Source organism: Janthinobacterium sp. LM6 (assembly GCF_002002885.1).
Lineage (GTDB): Bacteria > Pseudomonadota > Gammaproteobacteria > Burkholderiales > Burkholderiaceae_D > Janthinobacterium > Janthinobacterium kumbetense.
The window spans coordinates 4,029,830-4,055,256 of record NZ_CP019510.1 but is presented as its reverse complement, the minus strand read 5'-3'; the positions used below and the strand labels follow the sequence as shown (position 1 = coordinate 4,055,256).

Here is a 25,427-nt window from a genome sequence, read left to right as displayed (position 1 = left end):
GCTTAGCCTGGCGCGAACCAGGCGCGCAATTCATCCTCGGCCTGCTGCGCCGTTGCCTGCGTCAAGGTCAGCACGATGATCTTTTCCCGCGCCGGGCGGTGCCCGTCGCCGCCGGCCAGCTCGATGGCTTGCCCGAAGCTCGTGTAGCAGGGGCCGAACTCCTGCGGGCATTGCTGCACGATGCGCGCCGCCTTGCCGGCATTCCGGTCCGCCAGGTTGACGATGGGATTGCCGTCATAGAACGGTTGGCCATTGGCGAACGCGGTCCGCAGATACGGCGTGCATTGGCCGTCGAGGAAGGCCAGGCGCGCCTGCCAGTACGCTTGCAGCGCCGCATACGTGGCTTGGTCTTCGAGAAAATCGGCAAACAGGAAGTCGTTCATATGGTTTCCTCGGCTAGATGCCGAACACTTTCAAGATGGCGTCCGTAAAACCCTCGAACCAGCTGCTCGCCTTGCCCGGCTGCTTGCCGTGGCGCGGGGTTTCTTCGTACAGGTAGACGCCGTGCTCGCCGTCGAAGCGGTCGTTGAGCAAGGCTTGCTGGCCGCGCAAATACGGGATGAAGGTTTCGCTGCGCAGGGTCGAATACAGCACGTCGGTGGTGAAACCCAGGGTGGCGGACTGGCTGATGGAGCGTCCCTGGCCGGCCCGTTCCAGGCGCACGCCGCGGCAGCCGCGCACGAGCAGGGTGACGGGGCCGCGAAAGACGATGAAGCGCAGCTGCAGGGTGAGCCATGCATGCAGGCTGGCCAGGCGCCAGTGGCTCGATATCGCCAGCGGCTGATTCGAGTCGCAGACCAGGCCGACGAGTCCCCGTGGCTGGAATACCAATGCGCCGCCGGCCGGCAGGTGCACGACGGCCACTTCCAGCAGCGGGTCGTCGCTGGCGGAAATCGTCACGCACGCTTCCTCGTCGCTGTGCAGGCGGGTCAGCGCCAGCATGCCGGCGGCCAGGCTGGTGAACGGGAAGCGCCAGTCCAGCAGCCACTGCGTGCGCTTGTGCGTGCTGACGGGCGACGATTGCAGGTATTCGGGATGGATCAGCATCTGCTGCCCGGGCTGCAGCAGCAAGCCATGCGAGACGGCGGAAATGCGCGACTCTCCATGCGGCGGCAGGGGCAGTGAATTGCCCGCGACCTGCAGTTCGCGCGCGATCGACAGCGGCGGCAAACGGGAAGCGAGGGGCGCCAGCACGAAGTAAAAGAAGGCCTTGATGGCGGCGGGCAGCAGGATGGCCGACAGCACCAGCAGGGCGGCCGTGGGCGCCACGTCCATGACGGGCGCGCGCCAGCGCCCGATCCAGTTGCGCGCCAGTTCTCCTTCGCCTGCAGCAATCGCCTTTTGTACGGGCGCCAGCGCGCCAGCCAGCGCCGCATTATCGATGGCGAATGGGGCGGGGCGGGCGGCGTTGCCGGTGCGCGCGCGCTGCGCCGCCCAGGCCTGGTACGCTTGCAGGTTGATCTCGCGCAAACGCTGGCCCTGCGCTTCCAGCTGCGACAGCTGTGCGTAGGCGTCGCTGCCGGGCAGGCGCGCTGCCAGCGGGTGCTGCGCTTCCAGTTGCCGGCGCTGGGCCAGGTTATGTTGCAGCGCGGCATACGCGCGCACATGGTCCGCATGCAGGCGCGCCAGCGTCTGGCGTGCATCTTCGCCGCTGATCGCCGCCTGCAGGGCGCTCAAGTAACGGGCTTCCTGCGCCAGCACTTCGATTTCCACGCGGCGCGCTGCTTCGTCCTGCGCGTGCAGGGCCAGGGTGTGCGTGTCGGGCAGGGGAATAGTAAACAGCGACGCTTGCTGCCGCGCGCGCAAGGCCGTCAATTGCGCTTGTACTTCTGTCAGGCGCGCGGCGATGCTTGCTTGTGATGCCAGCCGCAGGGCGTTGACGCGGTCCGTGGCGGCAGCGGCCAGGCTGGCGCCATGATGCTCGGCGCCGTCGGTGGCCAGCTTCAGCGCGGCGACGGCCTCGCTGCCGGCGCTGTAGGCGCGCCATTCGGTCAGCAGCAGGCGCCCGGCCAGCAGGATGACGATGAACAGCGCGAACTGCAGCGCGTGGCGCAGCAGGAAGCGCAGGATGGCCGTCAGCAGCTGGCGCAAGGAGATGCGTCCTTAGCCGGCCGCGCTATCGGCGTCGGCGCAGCATTTTTTGTATTTCTTGCCGCTGCCGCAGTGGCACGGGTCGTTGCGGCCCGTTTTCGGCACTTCGCGCAGCACGGTGGCGCCGGGCTGGCTTTGGGCCTGGCTTTTCAGGTGGCGCTGGCGCGCCCAGGCCGCGTTGATGGCGATCACGGACGGAATCACGCCGTCCATGGCCGTTTCGGCCGCATCGTCATCGAGTTCGCTGGCCGTGGCCAGGTGCTGGAACGGCGCCAGGTACTCCGGGTGGCTGACGGCCAGGGCCGCCCACTGGGGCTTGTCCAGGCTCGTGCCAAGTACAAAACCGGCGCACCAGGCGGGCACGCTCCATTCGGGGCCGCAGACGTAGATGGGTTCGAAGCTGTCCGGGTCCTTCGCCAGCCATTCGACCATGTAGGCATGGTGGCGCTGCGCCAGGCTGGCCGCCCGTTCGCTGGCCTCGCCCTGTGCCGGCAAGGCGCTGCCGGCCGCCTTGTCCCAGACCCAGGGCAGCCATTGTTCCGGCGCGATCTGTTTCGGGCTCAGGGCGACGGCCGTGAGAAAACCTTCCAGCATCGACACATCCATGGCACAGCCGGCCAGGGCAGGCGCAGCCAGCAGGGTGTCGAGTTCGGCGTATTCGTCGTCGGAGAGGGGCGAGGTGGTGGAGGTGCTGGACATGGAATTTTTCAGTAATGTGGGTGGATGGCCGCTGGCCCTGGCGGTATTGTACCGCCCGCCAGGGCAACAACCGGCACGGGAATGAAAAACGGCGGCCCGCAGGCCGCCGTTCTGATCTACAACAAGACGCTTATTTCACGCCGTGCATCAGTTTGTTGATCAGCGGTGCGATCAGGAACAGGATCACGCCGGCGCCCAGCAGGGACCAGAAGCCGAAGGTGTAGCCGGACAGGGCCGACTGCACCGACATGCCGCTTTCGCCGCTGACGTGGCTGGCGAAGATGCCCGACAGGTTGTTGCCGATACCGGTCGACAGGAACCAGCCGCCCATGCCCAGGCCGACCAGGCGTACTGGCGCCAGCTTGGTGACCATCGACAGGCCGATAGGCGACAGGCACAGCTCGCCGATCGATTGCAGCACGTACACGGTGGTCAGGGTCCAGAACGGGATCTTGTTATCGGCGCCAACCAGGCTCGACAGAGCGAAGATCAGCAGGCCGAAGGCGACCGCATTGCCCAGCAAGCCCAGGCCGAATTTGCGCGGGATCGAAGGATTGACGTTGTGGCGCGCCAGGAAGACCCAGACGGCGGCGATGATCGGCGCGAAGACGATGATGGCGACCGAGTTGACGGTCTGGAAGTAGGCGGTCGGGAAGATCCAGAAGCCCAGGTCGCGGTTGACGATCTTGTCAGCCAGGAAAGTAAACGAGCTGCCTGCCTGTTCGAAGAACATCCAGAACAGGATGTTGAAGACAAAGATCAGCAGCATGGCGATGACACGGTCACGCGCAACTTTACCGTTGCGTATGCCTTCGATCATCAGCATCACGGCCAGGCCGATGAACAGCGCGGTCAGGACGATTTGCAGCTTTTCAGCGCCGACGGTCAGCAGGAAATACACGAGCGGGATCACGCACAGGGAACCGACGGCCACCCAGAGGACGCGCATGGGGTTGCCGGCGCCGGCTTCCGGTGCGCCGATGCCCTTCAGGGCGCGGCGGCCGATGGCGAACCATACCAGGCTGATGAGCATACCAAAGCCGGAGGCCATGAAGACCATCTTGTACGAAGGCATGGCGCTGGTGCCGAAGATCGACTCGGCCAGCCACTGGGTGAAGACAGGGGCAACCATGGCGCCCATGTTGATACCCATATAGAAGATCGTGAAACCGCTGTCGCGGCGCGGGTCGGCCGTCGTGTACAGCTTGCCGACCATGGTCGAGATGTTCGGCTTGAACATGCCGTTACCGACGATCATGGTGGCCAGGCCCAGGTTGAAGATGTCCTGGTTCGGTACCGAGATGCAGAACAGGCCGGCAGCCATGAAGACGGCGCCCAGCAGGATGGAGCGCTGGTAACCGATGACCCGGTCGGCGATGTAGCCGCCGAACAGGGCGCCGGCGTACACCAGCGCGAGGAAGGAACCGTAGGTCAGGTTGGCCGCTGCCTGTCCCGAACCGTCGCCGCCGTGGAACTGGGCCACGATGTACAGTACCAGCGCCCAGCGAACTCCGTAGAACGCGAAGCGTTCCCAGAATTCAGTCATGAACAACATCCACAATGGGCTTGGATGGCCCATAATCTGCTTGAACTCGGGAATAACGGCTTCCTTGTTGGGCGTAGTCGCACCGCTCATGCGGTTCCTCCTGAAAAATTATTATAGTCAATCGATACAACGAACTTATGGAAGCCTGCGGGCGGCGGGGACTCTCATGAAGAACCTCACGCACGGGAATTCCAATAGGCTGGCATTCTAATCTACAAATTGCGCTGAGCGAAGATTTCGATTCGCATTAGCAAGAATGACTGTTTCATATTGGTCAAACCGGTTTGCAGGCAAGGGCGGCCCCGGCGATTTTGCGGCGGCACAGCACAACTTGCCCGACTTGTCGTATATTGAGGCTGCATGACCTTCGAGCATCGATTTTTAAAGGGATTTTTCGCATTATGGAACACGACGTTATCGATACTCTGGTTTCACCGGAAGGCCGCCTGGACGTACTCTCCAAGACTGAAGTCAATAAGCTGCTCGACACCAGCCAGGGCGGCCTGTACAACACTTTCCGCCGCTGCGCGCTGGCGGTCCTGAATTGCGGCAGCACCATCGACGATGGCCGCGCCCTGCTGGAGCGCTACCAGTCGTTTGAAATCTCCATCATCCAGCGCGAGCGCGGCATCAAGCTCGACATCAAGGGCGCGCCGGCCATCGCCTTTGTCGACGGCAAGATGATCAAGGGCATCCACGAGCACCTGTTTGCCGTGCTGCGCGACATCATCTTCGTCAGCGACGAAGTCACGGGCAACCCGAAATTCGACCTGCAGAGCACGGAAGGTGTGACGGACGCCGTCTTCCACATCCTGCGCAACGCCAACGTGCTGCAAACCCAGCTCAACCCGAACCTGGTCGTGTGCTGGGGCGGCCACTCGATCAACCGCGCCGAATACAATTATTCGAAGGAAGTGGGCTACCAGTTGGGCTTGCGCGGCCTCGACATCTGCACCGGCTGCGGCCCCGGCGCCATGAAAGGCCCCATGAAGGGCGCCACCATCGGCCACGCCAAGCAGCGCCTGCACAATGGCCGCTATTTGGGCATCACCGAGCCGGGCATCATCGCGGCCGAGTCGCCGAACCCCATCGTCAATGACCTCGTCATCATGCCGGACATCGAAAAACGCCTGGAAGCGTTCGTGCGCGCGGGCCACGGCATCGTCGTCTTCCCCGGCGGCGCCGGTACGGCCGAAGAGATTCTGTACATCCTCGGTATTTTGTTGCACCCGGACAATGCCGAGATTCCATTCCCGCTGATTTTCACGGGTCCGGAAACCTCGCGCGAATACTTCGTGCAGATCAACCAGTTCATCAGCGACACGCTGGGCCCGGAAGCGCAGCAGCGCTACAAGATCATCATCGACGACCCGGAACTGGTGGCGCGCGAAATGCTCGAAGGCATCCGCCAGGTGCGCGAATTCCGCAAGGCGCACAGCGACGCGTATTACTTCAATTGGCTGCTGAAGATCGACCACGAATTCCAGAAGCCGTTCCAGCCCACGCATGAAAACATGCGCAACCTGAGCCTGCACAAGAACCAGCCCACGCACTTGCTGGCGGCCCAGCTGCGCCGCGCGTTTTCGGGCGTGGTGGCGGGCAACGTCAAGGACGACGGCATCCGCTCGATCGAGGAACACGGCAATTTCGAGATCCACGGCGACAAATCCATCGCCGGCCCCATGGATGCGCTGCTCGCTTCCTTCGTGGCGCAGCACCGCATGAAGCTGGCGGGCACGGCCTACGTGCCTTGCTACACCGTGGTCCAGTAGTCTTGATGCCATCGCTCCGCCCGCCCCCTGCGTTTACAAGGGGCGGGCGGTGCCTTTTATCTGCGTTCCCAGCCATGCCCCACCGTGTTCCTTCGCCGCCACAGGCAATCAAATCGCTTGCGTCATCGATGCGTGGGTGCTATCTTTGGAACCGGTTCCAAAATAAAAATATGCAGATCAACAGCTAGTGGAGAGCAAGCTTGGATTCAGTACGCGGCAGTAAAAAAACAGTCTCCGGCGAACCGGCCCGGCCCGTGACCATCGCCCAGGTGGCGCGCGAGGCGGGCGTGTCGAAGACGAGCGTGTCGCGCTTTCTCGGCGGCGAACTCGATGCCCTGTCCGAAAACATCCGCCAGCAGATCGCCAGCACCATCGCGCGCCTCGGCTACCAGCCGAACCAGATGGCGCGCGGCCTCAAGCGGGGACGCACGCGCCTGATCGGCATGGTCGTGGCCGACATGCTCAATCCCTACACCGTGGCCGTGCTGCAAGGCGTGGAAGCGGCTTGCCAGCAACATGGCTATACCTTGATCTTGTGCAATACCGGCAATGACGAACAGCGCGAACGCCAGTCGCTGGCCGCGCTGCGCTCGTACAGCGTGGAAGGGCTGATCGTCAACACGCAGGGGCGCAACATCGAATCGTCCGACTTGCAGCAGGCGGGCATGCCCATCGTGCTGGTCGACCGCCGCATCGAGGGCGCCGATTTCGACCTGGTGGGCCTGGACAACGTGCAGGCGGGCCGGCTGGCCACCGCGCACCTGATCGAGCAGGGTTTCGACGCCATCGCCTTCATTGCGCCGCCCTTGACGGGCGTCAGCTCGCGGCTGATGCGCGCCGAAGGTTTCCAGGCCGTGATGGCCGAGCATCCGGGCTGCGTGGGCGAAGTGCTGGCCGTGGACCTGGACGACCGGCCTTCCATCGATGCGCAGGTGCGTCTATGCCTGGCGCAGTGGCGCGGCCGCCGCGTGGCGCTGCTGGCCTCGAACGGCATGGTGGCGCTGGAACTGGCGCTGATGCTGCAGCGCCTCGAATTGCGCATGCCGCAGGACGTGGGCTTGCTGGGCTTTGACGAATTGCCATGGTCGCCGCTGGCGGGCCTGAGCACGATCGAGCAGCAAACCTATGAAATCGGCTTTACGGCGATGACGTGCATGCTGTCGCGCCTGCAGGGCGAGCAGTGCCCGCCGCGCGAGGTGTTGTTGCCGGGCAAGTTGATTGTGCGCAACTCCACCCAGGGCAACGAAGTACGCAAGGGCGGCGACGCTTGAGGAGGGGAAGAGGGCGTTGCCCTTTTTTTTGAGAAAGTTATGGAACCGGTTTCATAGATTGTATTCACCTTGGAAAGGAGCGTGGATAGTCAGGCAGGGCAATGGTTGGCATGAAGTTGAAATGACATGGCAAGAGACGATCTGAATCGTCCATTTGACAATATTCCCGGAAGCGCCTCGACGAGGCCGGTACCGGGATCACAGGAGACGGAAACATGAAGATGACGACACTGTTTTATTCGAAAGTACTGGCATGTGCACTGGCAGCCACGTGCGCCCTCGGTGCGGCGGCCGACGCCGGCGCCCAGACGCTTGGCGACTTGATCAAGAAAGGCAAGCTGACCATCGGCGTGGTCAGCGGCACGCCGCCGTTCGGCAGCATCGACGCCAAGGGCGCGCCCGTCGGCTATGACGTCGACGTCGCCAACCTGATCGGCAAATACCTGAACCTGCCCGTGGAAGTGGTGCCGCTGACGGCGCCGTCGCGCGTGCCGTCGCTGGAATCGGGCAAGGTCGATTTCCTCGTGGCGACCCTGGCGCCCACGCCGGAACGGGCCAAGACCCTGATGTTCACCATGCCCTACAGCGCGTTCGAACTGGCCATCGTCGCGCCGGTGGGCGGCAAATTCAAGGCCCTGGCCGACTTGAAGGGCAAGAAAGTGGGCGTGACGCGCGGCACCACGAACGACACGGCCTTGAGCCGCCTGGCGCCGGCCGGCACCAGCATCGTGCGTTTCGAGGATGACGCCACCGTCACCCAGGCCTTGCTCAGCAAACAGGTCGACGCCGTCTCGATCCCCAGCACGATGGCGGCCGACATCATCAAGACGCGCGGCGCGGGCAAGATCGAAGTCCGCTTCGCCTACTCGCTGCAGCCGAACTCGATGGCGGTGCGCCGCGGCGACTTCGAGCTGCACCAGTGGCTCAACAACTTCATCTACTACGTCAAGCTGAACGGCGAACTCGATGCCATCGCGCGCAAGTGGAGCGGCGCGCCGCTGCCGGCGCTGCCGACCTTCTGATACCGCCAGCCGCATAGGAAAGTGCCCGTCCGCACGGCGCGCCGCCATGGTGGCGCCGCCGGGGACGCGCACGCAGACAAGGAGTTGAGTATGCCGTATGAATTTCATTTCGAACTCGTCATGCAATCGCTGGACCGCCTGTTGTGGGGTGCGGCGCTGACGATACGCCTGAGCGCCCTGTCCATGGTGCTGGGGCTGGCCGTGGGCGTGTGCGCCGCCGTCATCCTGAAGAATGGTCCCGCCTATGCCCGCGCCGTGGTGCGCGCGTATGTCGAGGTGATCCGCAGTACGCCGTTCCTGGTGCAGCTGTTCATCATCTACTTCGGCTTGCCGTCGCTGGGCCTGCAGCTCGACGCGAACGGGGCGGCCCTGGTCGCCATGACGGTCAACCTGGGCGCCTACGCGGCGGAAATCGTGCGCGCCGGCATCGGCGCCGTGCATCCCTCGCAGCTGGAGGCGGCGCAGGCGCTGGGCATGACGCGCTGGCAGGTGATGCGCCACGTGGTGCTGCTGCCGGCGCTGGAAAAAGTGTATCCGGCGCTGGCCAGCCAGTTCACCTTGATGATGCTGGCCTCGAGCGTCGTGTCGGCCATTTCCGCCGAAGAGCTGACCGCCGCCGCCCACCTGCTCGACGCGGAAACCTTCCGCAGCTTCGAGATCTACATCGTCGTGATGGTGCTGTACATCCTGCTGGCCCTGCTGTTCCGCTTCGGCTTCTGGGTGCTGGGCCAGATCGTCTTCAAACGCCGCCGCCGTCTGGGCGCGGCGCGCATGGGAGCTTGACATGATCAGTGATTTTTCCTGGGATAACCTGCAATTCCTGCTCGAGGCCACGCGCTGGACCATCGGCCTGTCGCTGCTCGTCTTCGTCACGGGCGGCATCGCCGGCTTTGCCGTGGCGCTGCTGCGCACGGCGCGCAGCCGATTCCTGCGCTGCATCAGCGCCCTGTACATCCAGCTGGTCCAGGGCACGCCCGTGCTGATCGTGCTGTTCTTGACCTATTACGGGCTGGCCCTGTTCGGCTACAAGCTGTCGCCGCTCATCGCGGCCGGCGCGGCGATGACGATCTTTGCCAGCGCCTACCTGGGCGAGATCTGGCGCGGCTGCATAGAAGGCGTGCAGCGGCAGCAGTGGGAAGCATCGGCCGCGCTGGCGCTGAACCGCTACCAGCAGCTGCGCTACGTCATCCTGCCGCAGGCGCTGCGCCATTCGCTGCCGCCGACGGTGGGTTTCATGGTGCAGATCATCAAGAACACTTCGATCACCTCGATCATCGGCGTGGTGGAACTGACGCGGGCAGGGCAACTGGTCAGCAATGCGACTTTCCTGCCGTTCATCGTCTTCCCCATCGTCGCCTTGATCTACTTTGCGCTGTGCTATCCGCTGTCGCGCTACAGCCATTCACTGGAAAGGAAATTCCATGCCCATCGTTGAAATCGACAATATCAGCAAGAGCTTCGGCGCCAACCACGTGCTCAAGGGCGTCTCGTTCGCCGTCGAGCGGGGCCAGGTGATCGCCGTGATCGGCCGCAGCGGCTCCGGCAAGAGCACCATGTTGCGCTGTATCAATGGCCTGGAAACCATCGACAGCGGCAGCATCGTCGTCGCCGGCCATACGCTGACGGCGCGCCAGGAGCACCTGCTCGACTTGCGCAAGGACGTCGGCATGGTTTTCCAGAGCTACAACCTGTTCCCCCACCTGACCGTGGAAGAAAACGTCATGCTGGCGCCGCGCATCGTCAAGAAAGTGCCCGACGCCCAGGGCCGCGCCACGGCACTGCGCGTGCTCAAGCAGGTGGGCCTGGACCACAAGCGCGAAGCCTATCCCGAGCAGTTGTCGGGCGGCCAGCAGCAGCGCGTGGCGATCGCCCGTTCGCTGGCGATGGAGCCGCAGGTGATGCTGTTCGACGAAGTGACGTCGGCGCTCGATCCGGAGCTGACGCAGGAAGTGCTGAAGGTGATGGAAGAACTGGCGCAGGCCGGCATGACGATGCTCTTGGTGACGCACGAGATGGAGTTCGCGCGGCGCATGGCCGACGTCACCGTCTTCATGCACCAGGGATTGGTGTGGGAAAGCGGGCCGTCGGAAGCCTTTTTCAGCAACCCGCAAACGCCGGAAGCGCGCCAGTTCGTCGGCGCGGGAGCGATCAAATGAGCCCCGTGCTGGTGGCGGCGTCGGCCTACGGCGCAAGCAGGGTAAGGCAGCTGGGGCAAAGCCATTTCATCGACGTGGTGGCCGACGCGGGCGGCGCCGGCATCGAAATCCGCCGCGAACTGTTCACTTCCGACTTGCCGGACCTGGCGCGCATGGGCGCGGCGGTGGCCGCGCGCGGTATGTACTGCGTGTATTCCACGCCCATCGAATTGTGGGACGCGGACGGGCTGCTGCGGCACGCGCTGCTGCAGCAGATGCTGGACGAGGCGGCGCGCCTGGGCGCGCGCTACCTGAAGGTCTCGCTCGGTCATTACCCGGCCGTGCCGGACTTGCAAGCCTTGAAGGCCCAACTGGCGGCTGCGCCCGTGGCGCTGCTGGTGGAAAACGACCAGACGGCCCACGGCGGCGCGCTGGCACCGATGGCGCGCTTCCTGGCGGCGGCCGGCGAGATCGGGCTTCCCGTGGGGCTGACCTTCGACATCGGCAACTGGCGCTGGGTGGGCGAGGATGCGCAGCAGGCGGCGCGCCTGCTGGCGCCGTACGTGCGCTATGTGCACTGCAAGGCAGTCGCCGATGACAGGGGCAGGCTGTCCGCCTGCGCCGTTTCCGACGCCGATCCGGCCTGGCGCGCCGTCTTCGCGCACTTTGCGCCGGGCGTGCAGCGGGCCATCGAATTCCCGCTCGAGGGTGCCGACCTGGTGGCCGAAACGGGCCGCTACATTCAGATGCTGGAGGCCGCATGACGGAACACGAAATGATGCACGGAGCGCATGCGCTCGACGTCGTCACCTACGGCGAAGCGATGGCGATGTTCGTGGCCGAGCAAACGGGCGACCTGGCGGCCGTGGCGCATTTCACGCGTCGCCTGGCGGGCGCCGAGACGAACGTCGCCATCGGCCTGGCGCGCCTGGGCCTGAAAGTCGGCTGGCTGAGCCGGGTGGGCGACGATTCCTTCGGCCGCTTCATCCGCGCCAGCGTGCAGGCCGAGGGCGTCGATTGCAGCCGGGTCGTCACCGTCGCCGGCCAGACCAGCGCCTTCCAACTCAAGGCCCGGGCCGAAAACGGCGCCGACCCGCTGGTCGAGTACTTCCGCAAGGGTTCCGCCGCCAGCCGGCTGGCGCCCGAGCACTTCGACCCCGCCTATTTCCTGTCCGCGCGCCACCTGCACGCCACGGGCGTGGCGGCGGCGCTGTCCGCCACCAGCCTGGCGTTTGCCGGCCAGGCCATCGACTTCATGCGCGAGCATGGCCGGACCGTGTCGTTCGACCCGAACCTGCGGCCCTCGCTGTGGCCGTCGCAAGCCGTGATGGTCGAGCAGATCAACCGCCTCGCCGCGAGGGCGGACTGGGTGCTGCCCGGCCTGGGGGAGGGAAAAATCCTCACCGGCCACGACTTGCCGCACGACATCGCCGGTTTTTACCTGCAGCGGGGCGCGCGCCTGGTGGTCATCAAGCTGGGCGCCGAGGGCGCCTATTACCGCACGGCCGATGGCGACAGCGGCATGGTGCCGGGCGAGCCCGTGGCCCACGTGGTCGACACGGTGGGCGCCGGCGACGGCTTCGCGGCCGGCCTGGTCAGCGCCTTGCTGGAAGGCTTGCCGCTGGCGCAGGCGGTACGGCGCGGCAACCGGGTCGGCGCCTTCGCCATCCAGGTGGCCGGCGACATGGAAGGCTTGCCGACCCGCGCCCAGCTCGACGCGCTGGGCCAATCTTGAACCGAACAGGGGAAAACTCGTGAAAAAACATGTGGTTGTGTATAAAAAGCTGGCCGAACCGCTGCTGGCGCGCCTGCGCGCCGAATGCGAGGTGACGTATTTCGAGGCGATCGACGCGGGCAACCGCGCCGCGTTTGCCGCCGCCATCCGCGGCGCGCATGGCTTGCTGGGCGCCAGCGTGCGCCTGGACCGCGAACTGCTGGATCCGGCCTTGGACCTGCGCATCATTTCCACCATTTCGGTGGGCGTCGACCAGTTCGACGTCGATTACCTGCGCGAACGGGGCATCTTGCTGGCCAATACGCCGGACGTGCTGACGGAAACGACGGCCGACACGATCTTCGCGCTGATCCTCGCCAGCGCACGGAGGGTCGTCGAACTGGCCGAATTCGTCAAGGCGGGGCGCTGGACGCGCAGCGTGGGCGAAAGCCAGTACGGCGTCAACGTGCACGGCAAGACCATCGGCATGCTGGGCATGGGCCGCATCGGCCGCGCCGTCGCCCGCCGCGCCGCGCTGGGCTTCGGCATGCAGGTGCTGTACGTGAACGGCGAGGCGGTGCCCGAGGTGGAAGCGGCGCTGGGCGCGCGCCAGGTGGCGCTCGACGACTTGCTGGCCGCATCCGATTTCGTCTGCGTGGTGCTGCCGCTGACGGCGCAGACGGAACGCATGATGGGCCGGCGCGAATTCGCGCTGATGCGCCCCGGCGCCATCTTCATCAACGGTTCGCGCGGGCGCATCGTCGACGAGGCGGCGCTGATCGAGGCGCTGCAGCAGGGCACCATCCACGGCGCCGGTCTCGACGTGTTCGAGCGCGAGCCGCTGGCGCCGGACAATCCGCTGCCGCGCATGGCCAACGTGGTGGCGCTGCCGCATATCGGCTCGGCCACGCACGAAACGCGCTACGCCATGGCGCAGCAGGCCGTGGACAACCTGCTGGCCGGCCTGCGCGGCGAGCGTCCGCGCCACCTGGTCAGCTAAGAACAGTACCCATAAAAAGACAGACAGGGAAAGACATGAAGAACAAGGTAGCAAGGGCAATGATCATCGGAGCGGGCGCCTGCAGCGGCCTGTGCTCGGCGCAGTCGAATGTGGCCATGTACGGCATCGCGGATCTGGGCGTGGTGTCCGAGAGCGGCGGCCCCGGGGGCAGGGTGCTCAAGGTGACGAGCGGCATCGCCAACGGTTCGCGCCTGGGTTTCAAGGGCAGCGAAGAGCTGGGCGGCGGCATGACGGCGATCTTTGCGATGGATGCGGGCATCCTGGCCGACACGGGCGCTTCGGCCCAGGGCGGCCTGCTGTTCGGGCGCCAGGCCTTCGTCGGCCTCGCCGGCGCGGCGGGCACCTTGCGGCTGGGCCGCCAGTACACCTTCATCGATTCCAGCCTGGGGGCGCTGGACCCGTTTTACCTGGGTTTTGCGGGCAGGATGAGCAACGTCTTCACGGCCGGCTACATCAGCCGGGTCGACAACAGCATCACCTACAGCTCGCCCGTGCGCGGCGGGCTTTCCGGCGAACTGGCGTACGGCTTCGGCGAAGTGCCCGGCGACGCTTCGGCCAGGCGCTACACGGGCGCGGCGGCCACCTATGCCAGCGGGCCGCTGTACGTGCGCCTGGCGCACCAGGACGCCAACACCCTGTCAAGCGCGTTGTTGACGGGCAGGGCGCGCAACACGGTGCTGGGCGCCACCTGGGACTTCGGCGTCGTCAAGGCGCACGGCGCCGTCGCCGTCAGCAAGAGCACGGCGGGCGCCGCCACCACGGTCGACAGCGCGGACCTGATGCTGGGCGCCACCGTGCCTTTTGGCCCGCACCGCGTCCTGTTCTCGTACGTGCGGCGCGACGACCGGCGCGCCGCCAACGGCGACGCTACCCAGCTCGGCATCGGCTACACGTATGCGCTGTCGAAGCGCAGCACCTTGTACGCGGCCTATGCGCACATCGACAACCGCAATGGCGCCGCCTACCTGGTGGGCAACGCCACCGACAACGGCACCGGCAACCAGGCCTGGAACCTGGGCCTGCGCCACACTTTTTAACGGGAGAATCGAATGAAGAAAACCGGATGGATTTTGGTCGGCGCCAGCACCGTGGCGCGCGAATGGATGGTCGACGCGATCCGCCAGCAGGGCGATGCCGAAGTGCTGGCCGTGGTCAGCACGGATGCCGCGCGCGGCGCCGCCTTTGCGGAGCAGTTCGGCATAGCCGCCAGCTACACGGACCTCGATGCGGCGCTGGCCCATCCGGGCGCGGACGCCGTGTACATCAGCACCACCAACGAATGGCATATGTCGCAGACCTTGCAGGCGGCGCGCGCGGGCAAGCACGTGCTGTGCGAGAAGCCGCTGGCGCTGAACCTGGACGACGCGCGCCGCATGGTCGACGGTTGCGCCGATGCGGGCGTGGTGCTGGGGATTAACCATCACCTGCGCAACGCCGCCAGCCACGGCAAGGTGCGCGAGCTGATACGCGCCGGCGAGATCGGCCAGCCCCTGTATTGCCGCGTGCTGCACGCGAACAACCTGCCGCAGCACCTGCGCGGCTGGCGCCTGGATGCGCCGGAATCGGGCGGCGTCACGCTCGACATGTTCGTGCACGACGTCGACACCCTGCGCTTCCTGCTCGACTCGGAGCCGCGCCACGTCACTGCCTGCGCCACCAGCGGCGGCATGACGGTGGCCGGGCTGGAAGAGGGCCTGATGGCCGTCATCGAGTTCGATAACGGCACCCTGGTGCAGGTGCACGACGCGTTCAATGCGCCGCATTCGCTGTCCGGCGTGGAAATCATCGGCAGCAAGGGCACCATCTTCGCCACCGGCGTGATGACGCAGCGCCCCGTCGGCAGCATCAGCCTGACGCGCGACGGCGGCAGCGTCGACATCCCCGTCGAGCATGAAAACCTGTATGTTCGCTCGGTGCGCGCCTTCCAGCGCGCCATGCGCGGCGAAGGGCAGCCGGCCGCCACCGGCGACGACGGCATGCGCGCGCTGGCGACGGCATTGGCGGCGCAGCAGGCTAGCCGCAGCCACCAGCGCGTGACCCTGGCCGGCTGACGGCAGGCCGGCCGCACAAATAAAAAAGCCGCCTGATCGCAAAATCAGGCGGCTTTTTTTTGCCTTGAAGCATCGAACGCCTGAAAAATCGTAGCGAGCGGATGTGAGTTGCGGCTAAGAAGCGCAACTGTGCTATAGCACAGTGAGCATCGCAGGCCGCAAATCGCGACGCGCAGTAGATTTTTCAGGTGTTCATCACTCTTCGCGGCGCAGGTGAGGGAACAGCAGCACGTCGCGGATGTTCGGCGAATCCGTGATGATCATCATCAGGCGGTCGATGCCGATGCCGCAGCCGCCGGCTGGCGGCATGCCGTATTCCAGCGCGCGGATGTAGTCGGCGTCGTAGAACATTGCCTCTTCATCGCCGGCATCCTTGGCGGCCACTTGTGCCAGGAAGCGGGCCGACTGGTCTTCCGCGTCGTTCAACTCGGAGAAGCCGTTGGCGATTTCGCGGCCCACCATGAACAGCTCGAAGCGTTCCGTGATGCCGGCCACCGTGTCGGAAGCGCGCGCCAGTGGCGACACTTCGACCGGATAGTCGATGATGTAGGTCGGTTCCCACAGCTGCGCTTCAGCCGTCTCTTCGAACAGCGCCAGTTGCAGCGCGCCCAGGCCGGCTGTGGCAAACGGCTTGACGCCGAATTTTTTCAGCTCTTCCTTGATGAATTCGGCATCGTTCAACTGCCCGGCGGTGTAGCCTGGAGCGTACTTGTTGATCGCTTCGACGATGGTCAGGCGATGGAACGGTTTTGCCAGGTCCAGCTCGCGGCCGCCGTAGGTCAGGGTGGCGGTGCCGTGCGCGTCGATGGCGGCCTGGCGGATGACGGCTTCCGTGAAATCCATCAGCCATTTGTAGTCGGTGTAGGCCGCGTAGAATTCCATCATCGTGAATTCAGGGTTGTGACGGATCGACACGCCTTCGTTGCGGAAGTTGCGGTTGATCTCGAACACGCGGTCGAAGCCGCCCACGACCAGGCGCTTCAGGTACAGCTCGGGCGCGATGCGCAGGAACATCTGCATGTCGAGCGCATTGTGGTGCGTGATGAACGGCTTGGCCGCGGCGCCGCCGGGAATCGTGTGCAGCATCGGCGTTTCCACTTCCATGAACTCGTTCTTTTCCATGAAGCGGCGGATCGACGAGATGGCGGCGGTACGCGCCTTGAAGGTGCGGCGCGTCTCTTCGTTCATGATCAGGTCGACGTAGCGCTGGCGGTACTTCGTTTCCTGGTCGGCCAGGCCGTGGAATTTGTCCGGCAGCGGGCGCAGCGACTTGGTGATCAAACGCAGTTCCGTGACCTTGATGGTCAGTTCGTCCGTCTTGGTCTTGAACAGGGTGCCCGTCACGCCCAGGATGTCGCCCAGGTCATAGTGGTGCAGGGCGGCCATGGCCGCTTCGCCGGTCAGGTCCAGGGTGGCGTAGATCTGGATGCGGCCGTCGGCCTTCGGGCCGGAGGCGTCTTGCAGGGTGGCGAAAGCGGCTTTCTTGCCGGCTTCGCGCTTGAGCATCATGCGGCCGGCCAGCACCACGGTGACAGGTTCGGCTTCCAGCTCTTCGCGCGTCTTGCCGCCGTATTGCGCGTGCAGGTCGGCCGCCTTGTGCTCGGGGCGGAAATCGTTCGGGAAGGCGACGCCTTGTTCGCGCAGTGCTGCCAGCTTGACGCGGCGCTCGGCGATGATCTTGTTTTCATCGGGGGCGGCGGCTTGTTCTTGGATATCCGTAGTCATGGTGTTCTTCGTTGGTGATTATTGATGATGTGGCGCCAGCGCTGGCGCCACGCTGGCAAACAGTGCGTCGACGTCGAGTGCGGAGAAATCCGGCACGATGGCAATGACGTTGTCGAAGGCGGCAAACGCCTCGGCCGGCAGGGTGGTGGTGAGCACCACGACGCGCATGCCGGCGCGGCGCGCCGCTTCCACGCCCAGGGGCGCGTCTTCGAAGACGATGCAGTCTTGCGGCAGCGCGCCGGCCAGCAGCGCGCCTTTCAGGAAAACGTCCGGGTGCGGCTTGCCCCGTTCCACGTCGGCGGCGCCGACGATGGCGTCGAAGCGGTGGCGCAGGTCCAGGCCATCGAGCGTGAACGCGATGTTCTCGTCCGGCGCGGCCGTGCCCACCACCAGCCCGACGCCAGCCTGGCGCGCGCTGGCGATCAGCCGGTCGAAACCAAGCACTGTCGCCAGGTGCGGGCCATACAGTTCGCGGTAGACGACTTCCTTTTCCGCCAGCAGGGTGACATGGTCGGCATCCGCGCCCAGATACTTGGCGATGATTTCGTGCCCCTGCCGTCCCGCCGTGTCGCGGAAAAAGGCGTCCGCGTCCAGCGCATGGCCGTGGCGTTCAAAGAACGCCAGCCACGATGTCGTGTGGAAGGCCATGTTGTCGACGATCGTGCCATCCATGTCGAACAGGAAGGCGTGCTTTGCCAGTGCCGGAGCGGATGCGTTCATCCTTACACGCCTTGCTTGAGCGAGGCGGAAATGAACTCGTCGATGTCGCCATCGAGCACGCCCTTGGTATTACCCGTCTCGAAGCCGGTGCGCAAGTCCTTGATGCGGGACTGGTCCAGAACGTAGGAGCGGATCTGGTGACCCCAGCCCACGTCCGTCTTCGAGTCTTCCAGCTTTTGCTGTTCGCTCATGCGCTTGCGCAGTTCATGCTCGTACAGTTTCGCTTTCAGCATTTCCATCGCTTCGGCGCGGTTGCGGTGCTGCGAACGGTCGTTCTGGCACTGCACCACGATGCCGGTCGGCGCGTGGGTCATGCGGACGGCGGAGTCGGTCTTGTTGATGTGCTGACCGCCGGCGCCCGACGCGCGGTAGGTATCGACGCGGATATCGGCCGGGTTGACGTCGATTTCGATCGAATCGTCGACTTCCGGATACACGAACAGCGACGTAAACGACGTATGGCGGCCGTTGGCCGAGTCGAATGGCGACTTGCGCACCAGGCGGTGCACGCCCGTTTCCGTGCGCAGGAAGCCGTAGGCGTGATCGCCCTCGACCTTCAAAGTGGCCGTCTTGATGCCGGCGACCTCGCCGTCGGATTGCTCGAGGATTTCAACTTTAAAACCCTTGCGTTCGCAATAGCGCAGATACTGGCGCAGCAGCATCGAAGCCCAGTCCTGGGCTTCCGTGCCGCCGGCGCCGGCCTGGATGTCGATGAAGCAGTTGTTCGGGTCCATCGGATTGTTGAACATCCGGCGGAATTCCATGCTTTCGATGACCTTGCGGATTTCCTGCACGTCCTGCTCGATCGCTTCCAGAGTCTCGTCATCGCCTTCTTCGCGGGCCATGTCGAACAGGTCGCGGGTGTCGCGCAGGTCGGCATCGGCCTTGGCGAGCGTGAAGACGATGGCTTCCAGCGCCTTCTTCTCTTTACCGAGGTCCTGGGCGCGCTTGGGATCGTTCCAGACGGTTGGATCTTCCAGCTCTTCGTTGACTTGCTCTAGTTTCTCCGACTTGACAGTGAAGTCAAAGATACCTCCGAAGTTCGGCTTCGCGGACCGTCAGGTCGTTGAGCAGGGCGGAGATGATATTGATGCGTTCGGCTTCCATAATGTTCTGGTCTTCTATGGTGAAATCAAACCCTGAATTATACGCGAGCGCGGCGCGTTTCCGCTGCCGCCGCGGCGCAATTGCCGCCGCGCGGGGCAATAAAATGACGATTTTGCTGTATTTACGACAATATTTTTGCCTTGATAGGGGCTGCCGTGCTGCGTATGATGCTGGCGATATTGTCTTTCCACAGGAATACATCATGCTTCAGCTTCCCCGTCTCGCCCTGTTACCGCTGCTGCTGGCCGGCTGCGGCGCCTTGCCGCCCGCCGCCACGGGACCCGCCTGGGCGCCATCGGCCGCGCCGGCCGGCAGCAGCGCCACCCTGGCCCTGCTGGAGACGACGGACTTGCACGCGAATGTGCTCAGTTATGATTACTACAAGCTGCAGGCGGAACCGTCGATCGGCCTGGAACGCACGGCGGCACTGATCGCCCAGGCGCGCGCGCAATTCCCGAATAATCTGCTGCTCGACAACGGCGACACCATCCAGGGCACGGCCCTGGCCGACTACCAGGCCCTCGTGAAACCGCTGGCCTGCGACCAGACCCTGGCCATCTACAAGGCGATGAATCTGCTGAAAGTGGACGGCGGCGGCATCGGCAACCACGAATTCAACTACGGCCTGGCGTTTTTGAGCCAGGTGACGGGCAACCGCTTCGACGTCGACAGCGTCGATGCCGGCAAGCCGCGCTGCGCCGGCCCCGCGTTCCCGCAAGTGCTGGCCAACGTCTACAGCGCCAGGACGGGCCAGCCCCTGTTTGCGCCATATCACATCATAGCCAAGCAGATCACGGCGACCGGTCCCGATGGCCAAGCCATCACTGCCACGGTGAAGGTGGGCATCATCAGCTTTGCGCCGCCCACCATCATGGCCTGGGACAAGCGCTGGCTGGAAGGGCGCGTCTATACGCAGGGCGTGCGCGAGACGGCGGAAAAATTCATCCCCGAGATGCGCGCCAGGGGCGCCGAGCTGGTGGTGGCCATTTCGCACGGCGGTCTCGATGACAGCCCGTATTCGCCGACCATGGAAAACGGTAATTACTACCTGTCGCAAGTGCCAGGCGTGGACGCCATGCTGATCGGCCACTCGCACCAGCTGTTCCCGAACGCGGCCAGCACGGTGCCGCAGTTTAATTTGCCCGGCGTCGACAAGGTCAAAGGGCTGGTCAACGGCGTGCCCACCGTGATGGCCAATTTGTGGGGCAAGCACCTGGGCGTGATCGGTTTGCGCCTGCGCCACGACGGCAAGCAGTGGGTGGTCGACAAGAGCGCCACCACGGTGGAAGCGCGCGGCATCCAGAACGCGGACAAGAGCTATGTACAGCCCGACGCAGCCATCGCCGCACTGGTGGCCGAGGAGCACGCGGCGACGATCGCCTACGTGCAGACACCGGTCGGCGCCACGGATTTCCGCATGTCGACGTATTTCGCCGACGTGGGCGACGTCAGCGCCATCGAAGTGGTGAACCAGGCGCAATCGGCCTATCTGGCCGCGTACGTGAAGGCGAACCTGCCGCAGTACGCGCACTTGCCCGTGCTGTCGATGTCGTCCCCGTTCAAGAGCGGCTCGGCGGGCGTGTCCGACTACACGGACGTCAAGGCGGGCAACGTGGCGCTGAACAACGCGGCCGACCTGTATCTGTATCCGAACGCGCTGTACGGCGTGAAGATGAACGGCGCGGAGCTGAAAGCCTGGCTGGAGCAGTCGGCGCGGCGCTTCAACACCATCGACCCGAACAAGCTGGAAGCGCAGGAACTGGTCAATACGGCCCACCCGAGCTATAACTTCGATACGATCACCAGCGCCGACGTGCGCTACCAGATCGACGTCACGCAGCCGCCGGGCCGGCGCATCCAGGGTCTGAGCTACAAAGGCAAGCCTGTGGACGCGGCGCAGGAATTCCTCATCGCGACGAATAACTACCGCGCCAGCGGCGGCGGCAATTTCCCCGGCCTCGACGGCAGCAAGACGGTGGTGGCCTCGCCCGACAACAACCGCGAACTGCTGATCGTCTACGTGACGCAAGAAAAAAACCTGACGCGGGCGAAAAACGGCGCGGCGCGCAGCTGGCGCTTCGCCAAGGCTGCCACGAAAGGTCCGGTGGTGTTCCACTCGGCGCCGGGCGTGATCGAGCTGGCGAAGGCAGCCGGCATCGACAATGTGACGCAGTTGAAGCCTGATGATGGCGCAGGCAAGGGCTTTGCGCTGTATCAAGTGGACCTGTCGAAATGAAGGCATGGGTGTTTGCCGTCGCCCTGGCCGTATCGCCGCTGGCATCGGCAGGGCCGGATATCACGGCCCAGGCCAAGACCCTGATGCGCGCGGGCGAGGCGAGCCAGCCGCAGGCGCGCGCCCTGTTCGAGCACGCGGCGGGGCAGGGCGGCGGTCCTGCCGCGTACTACCTGGGCCTGATGCACAAGAACGGCATGGGCGGGCCGCAGGACAGCGCCGCCGCGCTGCGCTGGCTGGAACTGGCCGCGCAACGGGGCGTGGCGCCGGCCATGTTCATCGTGGCGAACATGCTGGAGGATGCCGACGAAGCCAGGGCGCGCTACTGGCTCGACGCCGCCTGCGACCTGGACTACCCGGAAGCGCTGCAGCAGAAATCCGTCGCCCTGGCCGAAGGGCAGATGGGCTATGCGCACAATGAGGAGCAGTCCTTCCTGTACCTGAAGATGGCCACGCACGCGATGGGGCACCGTCCGCCCGAGCCTTGAGGGCATGGCCGGCTGCCTGGGGCAGGCCTGGTGCAATTGGAATGTGTTGAAGGAACTGTTTGTTTTTGATCGGAAATATTAATTCTTCGTGGTAATTCCTACTGCTTATATTTTCTTTCAATAATTTGTTATTTGATGGTCATTATTGGCTTTTTTGAAAAATTGTATGGCAGTATTCGCCATATGGTTTTTTTATTAACTGGTTGATTCCGGGAGCCCGTGTGCAAAGTCAAATGATTCGCCAACAGAAAACAATGTTTCGCCATCGCCGAAGCGGTGTGCCGTTCTTGCCGAGGAAAATGGCGCATGCCATGCTGGGCATGTTTTGCCTGCTTGCCTCTTCCGCGATGGCGCAATTGCCGGCGCCCATCAAGCAGGGCCATCCGCGGCTATTCCTGAATCAAGCCAGTTTCGATGCGTTGAAACCGCAATTGCCGAATCTGCCGGCCGCGTTTCCCGCCGCAGGCGGCAGCATCAGCCTGGAGCTGTTCGCCGGGCGCAAGGATGCGCTCGATAGCGTCAACCAGCCGATTTTTGGCGAATTCAGTCCGAGCCGCAACGGTTTTTTTATCCGCCACGTCGATTCCTATGACAGTCCGGCCGGTGCGGCGGGGGAAAGCATCGGTTTTCAGGTCGGCTTCCAGGTCAATGGACTGGCCCAGTATCTGTCTGTCGCCAGGATCGATTTAAAACCCGATGTCTGGTCGAACATCCAGTTGTCATGGAATAGCCAGACCCATAAAGTTGACTTGAGAGTCAATGGCGTTGCCGTGCCCATGGGCTGGAGAACGGTCGACGGCACCGGCGCCACGCCACCGATGGAATGGAAGGCGGATGGGCAGATCAGCAGGATAGGCATGCGGCGCAATGAAACCATGCGCAATTTCCGTTTGCTCGATGGCGGCGGCCATGCATTGTGGCAGGCACCGGCGATGGATGCTTTGCTCAACAAGGCCTGGTACGGCTTCATGGAGCGTGTCGACGGACGGGTGAGCACGCTTCAGGCCTGCCCGCTGATTCCCCCTGCCAGCGGCGTGCCGGACCTGTGCAACGTGGCCACCGGCAGCCGCGGCACGATTTATGAAACTGCGCAGATGCTGGCCATGGCCTACCGCCTGACGGGCAATGCGAAATATCTGGATGGCGCCCTGAATTACCTCGACAAGCTGCTGGTGACGCCCCCCGTGGCCGGCGGCGAGTGGTCGTCGGGCGGACGGGTGGGCGCCATGGGCATCCTCTACGACTGGCTGTTTGCCGAAACGGGCGCGCGCGCCGTGCCCGACGCCGTGGGTTTCGGCACCTACCGCGACCTGACGGCGCAGCGAATCAAGGAAACGATCGCCGCCGATACGGGCAAGGGGCACGAGAATCTGTTTGTCTCGATGTGCGGCTATCAGCAGTTATATATCACCAGCACCAGTTTTGATTGCAAGAAGAAGCCCGTGTATGAACAGTGGGACCGCAGCGAATCGAAGCCGTCCATCGCCGGTTTCTATATCAGCGGCCACCCGTTCAGCGCCGTCAATAATGTCACCGTCGGCTTGCTGGCCATCGTCGACGAGCATCCGGAAGTGTTGCCGATGATTGAAACATCGTATGCGCACTACGAAAAGGGCTTTCTTGCGGCACGCGCCCTGATTTCGGTCGACGGCGGCCACCATATGGGCTTTGCCTATGGCGTATCGAGCATTCCCGAGCGCCTGCTCCTGTGGCGCAGCGCGCTGGAAAGTACGGGGACGGCGCCCCTGTTGCAGGCCGATTGGCAAGCCAGGCTGATTTATCCGTATATCTACGGCTTGCGCCATGACGGCAGCTTTCCCGCCAGCGGCGATAATTTCACGACGCCGCTCGGTAGCACATTGATCGGGCAGCTGGCGCTGGGCGCGGTGACGGATACGGCCGATGGCGTGGCCGGGAAGTTTTATCGCGAGCATGTCGTGGCGTCGCGCAGCGCGCACGATGCCTTGATACTGGAACGGCTGCTGTGGCCCGTTCAACTGCCGGCGGCGCCGCTGGAATCGCTGGAACTGTCGCGCCATTTCAGGACGTCGGGCCAGGTGCTGATGCGCGATACCTGGGACTATGCGAATGCCACGCTACTGGAATTCAAATCGACGTCCTTTATCGCGGAAAATCACCAGCACTTCGACCAGAACAGTTTTTCGCTCAATTACAAGGCGCCGCTGCTGCTCGACACCGGCTTGTATGAAGAATATGGCAGCAGCCACTGGTGGAACTATTACACGCGCAGCATTGCTCACAATACGCTGCTGATATTCGACAAGAACGAGCGTTTCACGCGCGGAGACAGGGAATTCAGCAATGACGGCGGCCAATGGTTCTATGCGCCGAGACAGGGCTATCCGACGATCGAGGAAATCAGCCCTGCGGGCCCGAATGCGCTCGACGGCATCATCCGTTACGAAAATACGCCGCAGTACACCTACACCAGCGGCAATGCAAGCAAGGCCTATGCGTCCAGCAAGCTCGATATGGCCAACGGTTTCGTGCGCAATGTGCTGTTCCTGCGCTCGCCATCGTTCTGGGGCAAGCCGGTCACCGTCGTCTTCGACAGCGTGCGCAGCAAGCAGGCCTTGCCGGCCACCTTCCTGCTGCACACGGCAAATGATCCCGTATCGGGCGCGCCGGGCGTGACGGCGCTGGGCAATGGCCAGTACCAGCTGGGCTACAACGCGGGCCAGGAGCGCATCGTCACCATTCGCAATGGCGGCGGCATGCTGACGGCGCAGACGATCCTGCCGCTCAATGCCAGCGTGCGCAAGGTGGGCGGTGCGCAGGAGGGGGGCAATGGCTGTGCGCAGACCGATCTCGAAACGGGCGCCGTTGCCGCCAACGGCGCCGATTGCCGCTTCACCGTGCGCCGGCGCCAGGCCGATGGCAGTTATCTGTGGCGCAATCAGACGCCGCTGGTCAGCAAGCAGCAATCGTGGACCAGCGATGTCGGCGCCTGGCGCCTGGAAGTGGCGGCGCCCGCGGCGCCCGCCCTGAACGCGCCCGAGTACTTCCTGCATGTGCTGGCCGTTGCCGACAATGACGGCGGCACGGGGCCGGCCGCTGCGCCGAGCGCGATACGCCTGCCGGCGGCGGCCAACACGGAGGCCCTGTTGCTGGGCGGGCAGTTGCACGCCTTGTTCAACCGCGAAGTGGCGCCCGCCGCCCGCATGGACTGGGTCTCGACCCAGGCCGGCGGCGCCATCCTGGCTACCGGACTGAAACCGGGCGCGCACTACGCGTTGACGTCGGCGCCGGCGGCAGGCGGCTACGCCTGGAGCCTGGCCGAAGCGGCCGATGGCGCCGGGACGTATCTGAGTTCGGACCAGGGCGTGCTCAGCATCGAGTAATGCGGCACTGGCCGGCGGACTCACGCAGTCTGTCCGGCCGCTTCCTCCTTCTTCGGCCTGGCCCGCAGGCTTGCCGCCGCCTCGCCGATGGCGAACGGGTCGCGCGACAGGATGGCGGCGCCCAAGTCGACCAGCCTGGCCGCCGCACCGATGGCGGCCTTCACGTCGGCGATGCGCTTGAGCTGCAGCTTGCCCTTGGCGATGGCGCCTTCGATCTCGCCGCGCGCCTGCTCGGCTCCTTCGGCCGTCAGGTAAATGCCGTAGGCGCGAAACAGGGCCACCATCTGGTCCAGGTGGTTTTCATATTGTTCCAGCAGCGCGCGCTCGTCCGGCGTCAGCGCTTCCCGTTCGCGGATGCGCAATTCCAGCACCAGGCTTGATGCCTGCGCCAGGCTGTCGGCGATGGCGTAGCTTTGCTCTTTCGTCAGTTCGGTCAGTGGGGCCATGGGATTCTCCGGTGGGCCTGTCAT

Annotated in this window: 23 protein-coding genes; 14 read left to right on the top strand and 9 right to left on the bottom strand. The window is 64.4% G+C overall.

All coding sequences use genetic code 11. The features are described from left to right. Positions 1-2: 2 nt before the first annotated feature. From BZG29_RS17795 to BZG29_RS17780, 4 genes are all read right to left on the bottom strand, one after another. Positions 3-383, bottom strand: coding sequence for a hypothetical protein (locus tag BZG29_RS17795; protein WP_077405722.1), 381 nt, complete (start codon positions 381-383; stop codon positions 3-5). A gap of 13 nt (positions 384-396) precedes the next feature. Next, complete coding sequence (locus tag BZG29_RS17790) at positions 397-2,091, bottom strand: hypothetical protein (protein ID WP_077405719.1); 1,695 nt, start codon at positions 2,089-2,091, stop codon at positions 397-399. 12 nt (positions 2,092-2,103) lie between these two features. After that, positions 2,104-2,790 (bottom strand): UPF0149 family protein, encoded by a 687-nt coding sequence (locus BZG29_RS17785; protein ID WP_077405716.1) that lies wholly within the window; start codon positions 2,788-2,790, stop codon positions 2,104-2,106. Positions 2,791-2,920: 130 nt separating this feature from the next. Beyond that, entirely contained in the window at positions 2,921-4,426 is a 1,506-nt protein-coding gene (locus BZG29_RS17780; RefSeq protein ID WP_077405713.1) for a peptide MFS transporter, read from the bottom strand. Positions 4,427-4,737: 311 nt separating this feature from the next. Between BZG29_RS17780 and ppnN the strand changes: the two genes are divergently transcribed. The 11 genes from ppnN to BZG29_RS17725 all read left to right on the top strand — a co-directional run bounded on the left by ppnN (position 4,738) and on the right by BZG29_RS17725 (position 15,322). Then, on the top strand, positions 4,738-6,108 hold the full coding sequence (ppnN, locus tag BZG29_RS17775) for a nucleotide 5'-monophosphate nucleosidase PpnN (protein WP_034782951.1): 1,371 nt from the start codon (positions 4,738-4,740) through the stop codon (positions 6,106-6,108). Positions 6,109-6,308: 200 nt separating this feature from the next. Continuing rightward, positions 6,309-7,379, top strand: a complete 1,071-nt coding sequence (locus BZG29_RS17770; protein WP_216350315.1) for a LacI family DNA-binding transcriptional regulator — start codon at positions 6,309-6,311, stop codon at positions 7,377-7,379. A 215-nt stretch (positions 7,380-7,594) separates the two neighbouring features. Further along, a complete protein-coding gene (locus BZG29_RS17765) occupies positions 7,595-8,401 on the top strand; it encodes a transporter substrate-binding domain-containing protein (RefSeq protein WP_077405710.1) in 807 nt (268 codons plus the stop codon). 90 nt (positions 8,402-8,491) lie between these two features. Beyond that, entirely contained in the window at positions 8,492-9,184 is a 693-nt protein-coding gene (locus BZG29_RS17760) for an amino acid ABC transporter permease (RefSeq protein WP_077405707.1), read from the top strand. Between the two features lies 1 nt (position 9,185). Beyond that, on the top strand, positions 9,186-9,836 hold the full coding sequence (locus BZG29_RS17755) for an amino acid ABC transporter permease (protein ID WP_077405704.1): 651 nt from the start codon (positions 9,186-9,188) through the stop codon (positions 9,834-9,836). Then, positions 9,823-10,557, top strand: a complete 735-nt coding sequence (locus BZG29_RS17750; protein WP_034755389.1) for an amino acid ABC transporter ATP-binding protein — start codon at positions 9,823-9,825, stop codon at positions 10,555-10,557. The genes BZG29_RS17755 and BZG29_RS17750 overlap by 14 nt, the downstream gene beginning before the upstream one ends. Beyond that, entirely contained in the window at positions 10,554-11,300 is a 747-nt protein-coding gene (locus tag BZG29_RS17745; RefSeq protein WP_077405701.1) for a TIM barrel protein, read from the top strand. Before BZG29_RS17750 ends, BZG29_RS17745 begins: the two co-directional genes overlap by 4 nt. Beyond that, complete coding sequence (locus tag BZG29_RS17740; RefSeq protein ID WP_253192625.1) at positions 11,297-12,271, top strand: sugar kinase; 975 nt, start codon at positions 11,297-11,299, stop codon at positions 12,269-12,271. The genes BZG29_RS17745 and BZG29_RS17740 overlap by 4 nt, the downstream gene beginning before the upstream one ends. A 19-nt stretch (positions 12,272-12,290) precedes the next feature. After that, positions 12,291-13,250 carry a D-glycerate dehydrogenase gene (locus BZG29_RS17735; protein ID WP_077405698.1) on the top strand — a complete coding sequence of 320 codons (960 nt, stop codon included), beginning with the start codon at positions 12,291-12,293 and terminating at the stop codon, positions 13,248-13,250. A 59-nt stretch (positions 13,251-13,309) separates the two neighbouring features. Continuing rightward, complete coding sequence (locus tag BZG29_RS17730; protein WP_253192624.1) at positions 13,310-14,308, top strand: porin; 999 nt, start codon at positions 13,310-13,312, stop codon at positions 14,306-14,308. Between the two features lie 12 nt (positions 14,309-14,320). Continuing rightward, positions 14,321-15,322, top strand: coding sequence for a Gfo/Idh/MocA family oxidoreductase (locus BZG29_RS17725; protein ID WP_077405692.1), 1,002 nt, complete (start codon positions 14,321-14,323; stop codon positions 15,320-15,322). Between the two features lie 195 nt (positions 15,323-15,517). Here the strand turns inward: BZG29_RS17725 and lysS are convergent, their stop codons facing one another. From lysS to BZG29_RS28190, 4 genes are all read right to left on the bottom strand, one after another. Next, positions 15,518-17,047: a lysine--tRNA ligase gene (gene lysS / locus BZG29_RS17720; RefSeq protein WP_077405689.1), complete on the bottom strand. Its 1,530-nt coding sequence runs from the start codon at positions 17,045-17,047 to the stop codon at positions 15,518-15,520. Between the two features lie 18 nt (positions 17,048-17,065). Then, a complete protein-coding gene (locus tag BZG29_RS17715; protein ID WP_077405686.1) occupies positions 17,066-17,767 on the bottom strand; it encodes an HAD family phosphatase in 702 nt (233 codons plus the stop codon). A 2-nt stretch (positions 17,768-17,769) separates the two neighbouring features. Then, positions 17,770-18,874, bottom strand: a protein-coding gene (gene prfB, locus BZG29_RS17710) for a peptide chain release factor 2 (RefSeq protein ID WP_150130978.1) whose coding sequence is annotated in 2 segments (ribosomal slippage) — positions 17,770-18,792 and positions 18,794-18,874 — 1,104 coding nt in all. Because the reading frame shifts where the segments join, the coding sequence is not laid out codon by codon here. Beyond that, positions 18,791-19,078 (bottom strand): hypothetical protein, encoded by a 288-nt coding sequence (locus BZG29_RS28190; protein WP_171984906.1) that lies wholly within the window; start codon positions 19,076-19,078, stop codon positions 18,791-18,793. The genes prfB and BZG29_RS28190 overlap by 84 nt, the downstream gene beginning before the upstream one ends. Here BZG29_RS28190 and BZG29_RS17700 point away from each other — a divergent pair. From BZG29_RS17700 to BZG29_RS17690, 3 genes are all read left to right on the top strand, one after another. Next, complete coding sequence (locus tag BZG29_RS17700) at positions 19,077-21,110, top strand: bifunctional 2',3'-cyclic-nucleotide 2'-phosphodiesterase/3'-nucleotidase (RefSeq protein ID WP_077405680.1); 2,034 nt, start codon at positions 19,077-19,079, stop codon at positions 21,108-21,110. The two genes, BZG29_RS28190 and BZG29_RS17700, sit on opposite strands and share 2 nt — an antisense overlap. Beyond that, on the top strand, positions 21,107-21,595 hold the full coding sequence (locus BZG29_RS17695; RefSeq protein ID WP_077405676.1) for a tetratricopeptide repeat protein: 489 nt from the start codon (positions 21,107-21,109) through the stop codon (positions 21,593-21,595). The genes BZG29_RS17700 and BZG29_RS17695 overlap by 4 nt, the downstream gene beginning before the upstream one ends. Before the next feature lie 311 nt (positions 21,596-21,906). Next, positions 21,907-24,957 carry a heparinase II/III family protein gene (locus BZG29_RS17690; RefSeq protein WP_171985044.1) on the top strand — a complete coding sequence of 1,017 codons (3,051 nt, stop codon included), beginning with the start codon at positions 21,907-21,909 and terminating at the stop codon, positions 24,955-24,957. Between the two features lie 20 nt (positions 24,958-24,977). Here the strand turns inward: BZG29_RS17690 and BZG29_RS17685 are convergent, their stop codons facing one another. Then, positions 24,978-25,403, bottom strand: coding sequence for a hypothetical protein (locus BZG29_RS17685; RefSeq protein WP_077405669.1), 426 nt, complete (start codon positions 25,401-25,403; stop codon positions 24,978-24,980). Between the last annotated feature and the right edge of the window lie 24 nt (positions 25,404-25,427).

Bases quoted from the DNA above. Each gene is read 5' to 3' on its own strand.
- BZG29_RS17780 (WP_077405713.1), bottom strand. From the start codon at position 4,426: ATGAGCGGTGCGACTACGCCCAACAAGGAAGCCGTTATTCCCGAGTTC.
- BZG29_RS17765 (WP_077405710.1), top strand. From the start codon at position 7,595: ATGAAGATGACGACACTGTTTTATTCGAAAGTACTGGCATGTGCACTG.
- BZG29_RS17760 (WP_077405707.1), top strand. From the start codon at position 8,492: ATGCCGTATGAATTTCATTTCGAACTCGTCATGCAATCGCTGGACCGC.
- BZG29_RS17795 (WP_077405722.1), bottom strand. From the start codon at position 383: ATGAACGACTTCCTGTTTGCCGATTTTCTCGAAGACCAAGCCACGTAT.
- BZG29_RS17690 (WP_171985044.1), top strand. From the start codon at position 21,907: ATGCTGGGCATGTTTTGCCTGCTTGCCTCTTCCGCGATGGCGCAATTG.
- BZG29_RS17695 (WP_077405676.1), top strand. From the start codon at position 21,107: ATGAAGGCATGGGTGTTTGCCGTCGCCCTGGCCGTATCGCCGCTGGCA.
- BZG29_RS28190 (WP_171984906.1), bottom strand. From the start codon at position 19,078: ATGATGTATTCCTGTGGAAAGACAATATCGCCAGCATCATACGCAGCA.
- BZG29_RS17715 (WP_077405686.1), bottom strand. From the start codon at position 17,767: ATGAACGCATCCGCTCCGGCACTGGCAAAGCACGCCTTCCTGTTCGAC.
- BZG29_RS17755 (WP_077405704.1), top strand. From the start codon at position 9,186: ATGATCAGTGATTTTTCCTGGGATAACCTGCAATTCCTGCTCGAGGCC.
- BZG29_RS17685 (WP_077405669.1), bottom strand. From the start codon at position 25,403: ATGGCCCCACTGACCGAACTGACGAAAGAGCAAAGCTACGCCATCGCC.
- BZG29_RS17725 (WP_077405692.1), top strand. From the start codon at position 14,321: ATGAAGAAAACCGGATGGATTTTGGTCGGCGCCAGCACCGTGGCGCGC.
- BZG29_RS17745 (WP_077405701.1), top strand. From the start codon at position 10,554: ATGAGCCCCGTGCTGGTGGCGGCGTCGGCCTACGGCGCAAGCAGGGTA.
- BZG29_RS17750 (WP_034755389.1), top strand. From the start codon at position 9,823: ATGCCCATCGTTGAAATCGACAATATCAGCAAGAGCTTCGGCGCCAAC.
- BZG29_RS17700 (WP_077405680.1), top strand. From the start codon at position 19,077: ATGCTTCAGCTTCCCCGTCTCGCCCTGTTACCGCTGCTGCTGGCCGGC.
- BZG29_RS17740 (WP_253192625.1), top strand. From the start codon at position 11,297: ATGACGGAACACGAAATGATGCACGGAGCGCATGCGCTCGACGTCGTC.
- BZG29_RS17730 (WP_253192624.1), top strand. From the start codon at position 13,310: ATGATCATCGGAGCGGGCGCCTGCAGCGGCCTGTGCTCGGCGCAGTCG.
- ppnN (WP_034782951.1), top strand. From the start codon at position 4,738: ATGGAACACGACGTTATCGATACTCTGGTTTCACCGGAAGGCCGCCTG.
- lysS (WP_077405689.1), bottom strand. From the start codon at position 17,047: ATGACTACGGATATCCAAGAACAAGCCGCCGCCCCCGATGAAAACAAG.
- BZG29_RS17785 (WP_077405716.1), bottom strand. From the start codon at position 2,790: ATGTCCAGCACCTCCACCACCTCGCCCCTCTCCGACGACGAATACGCC.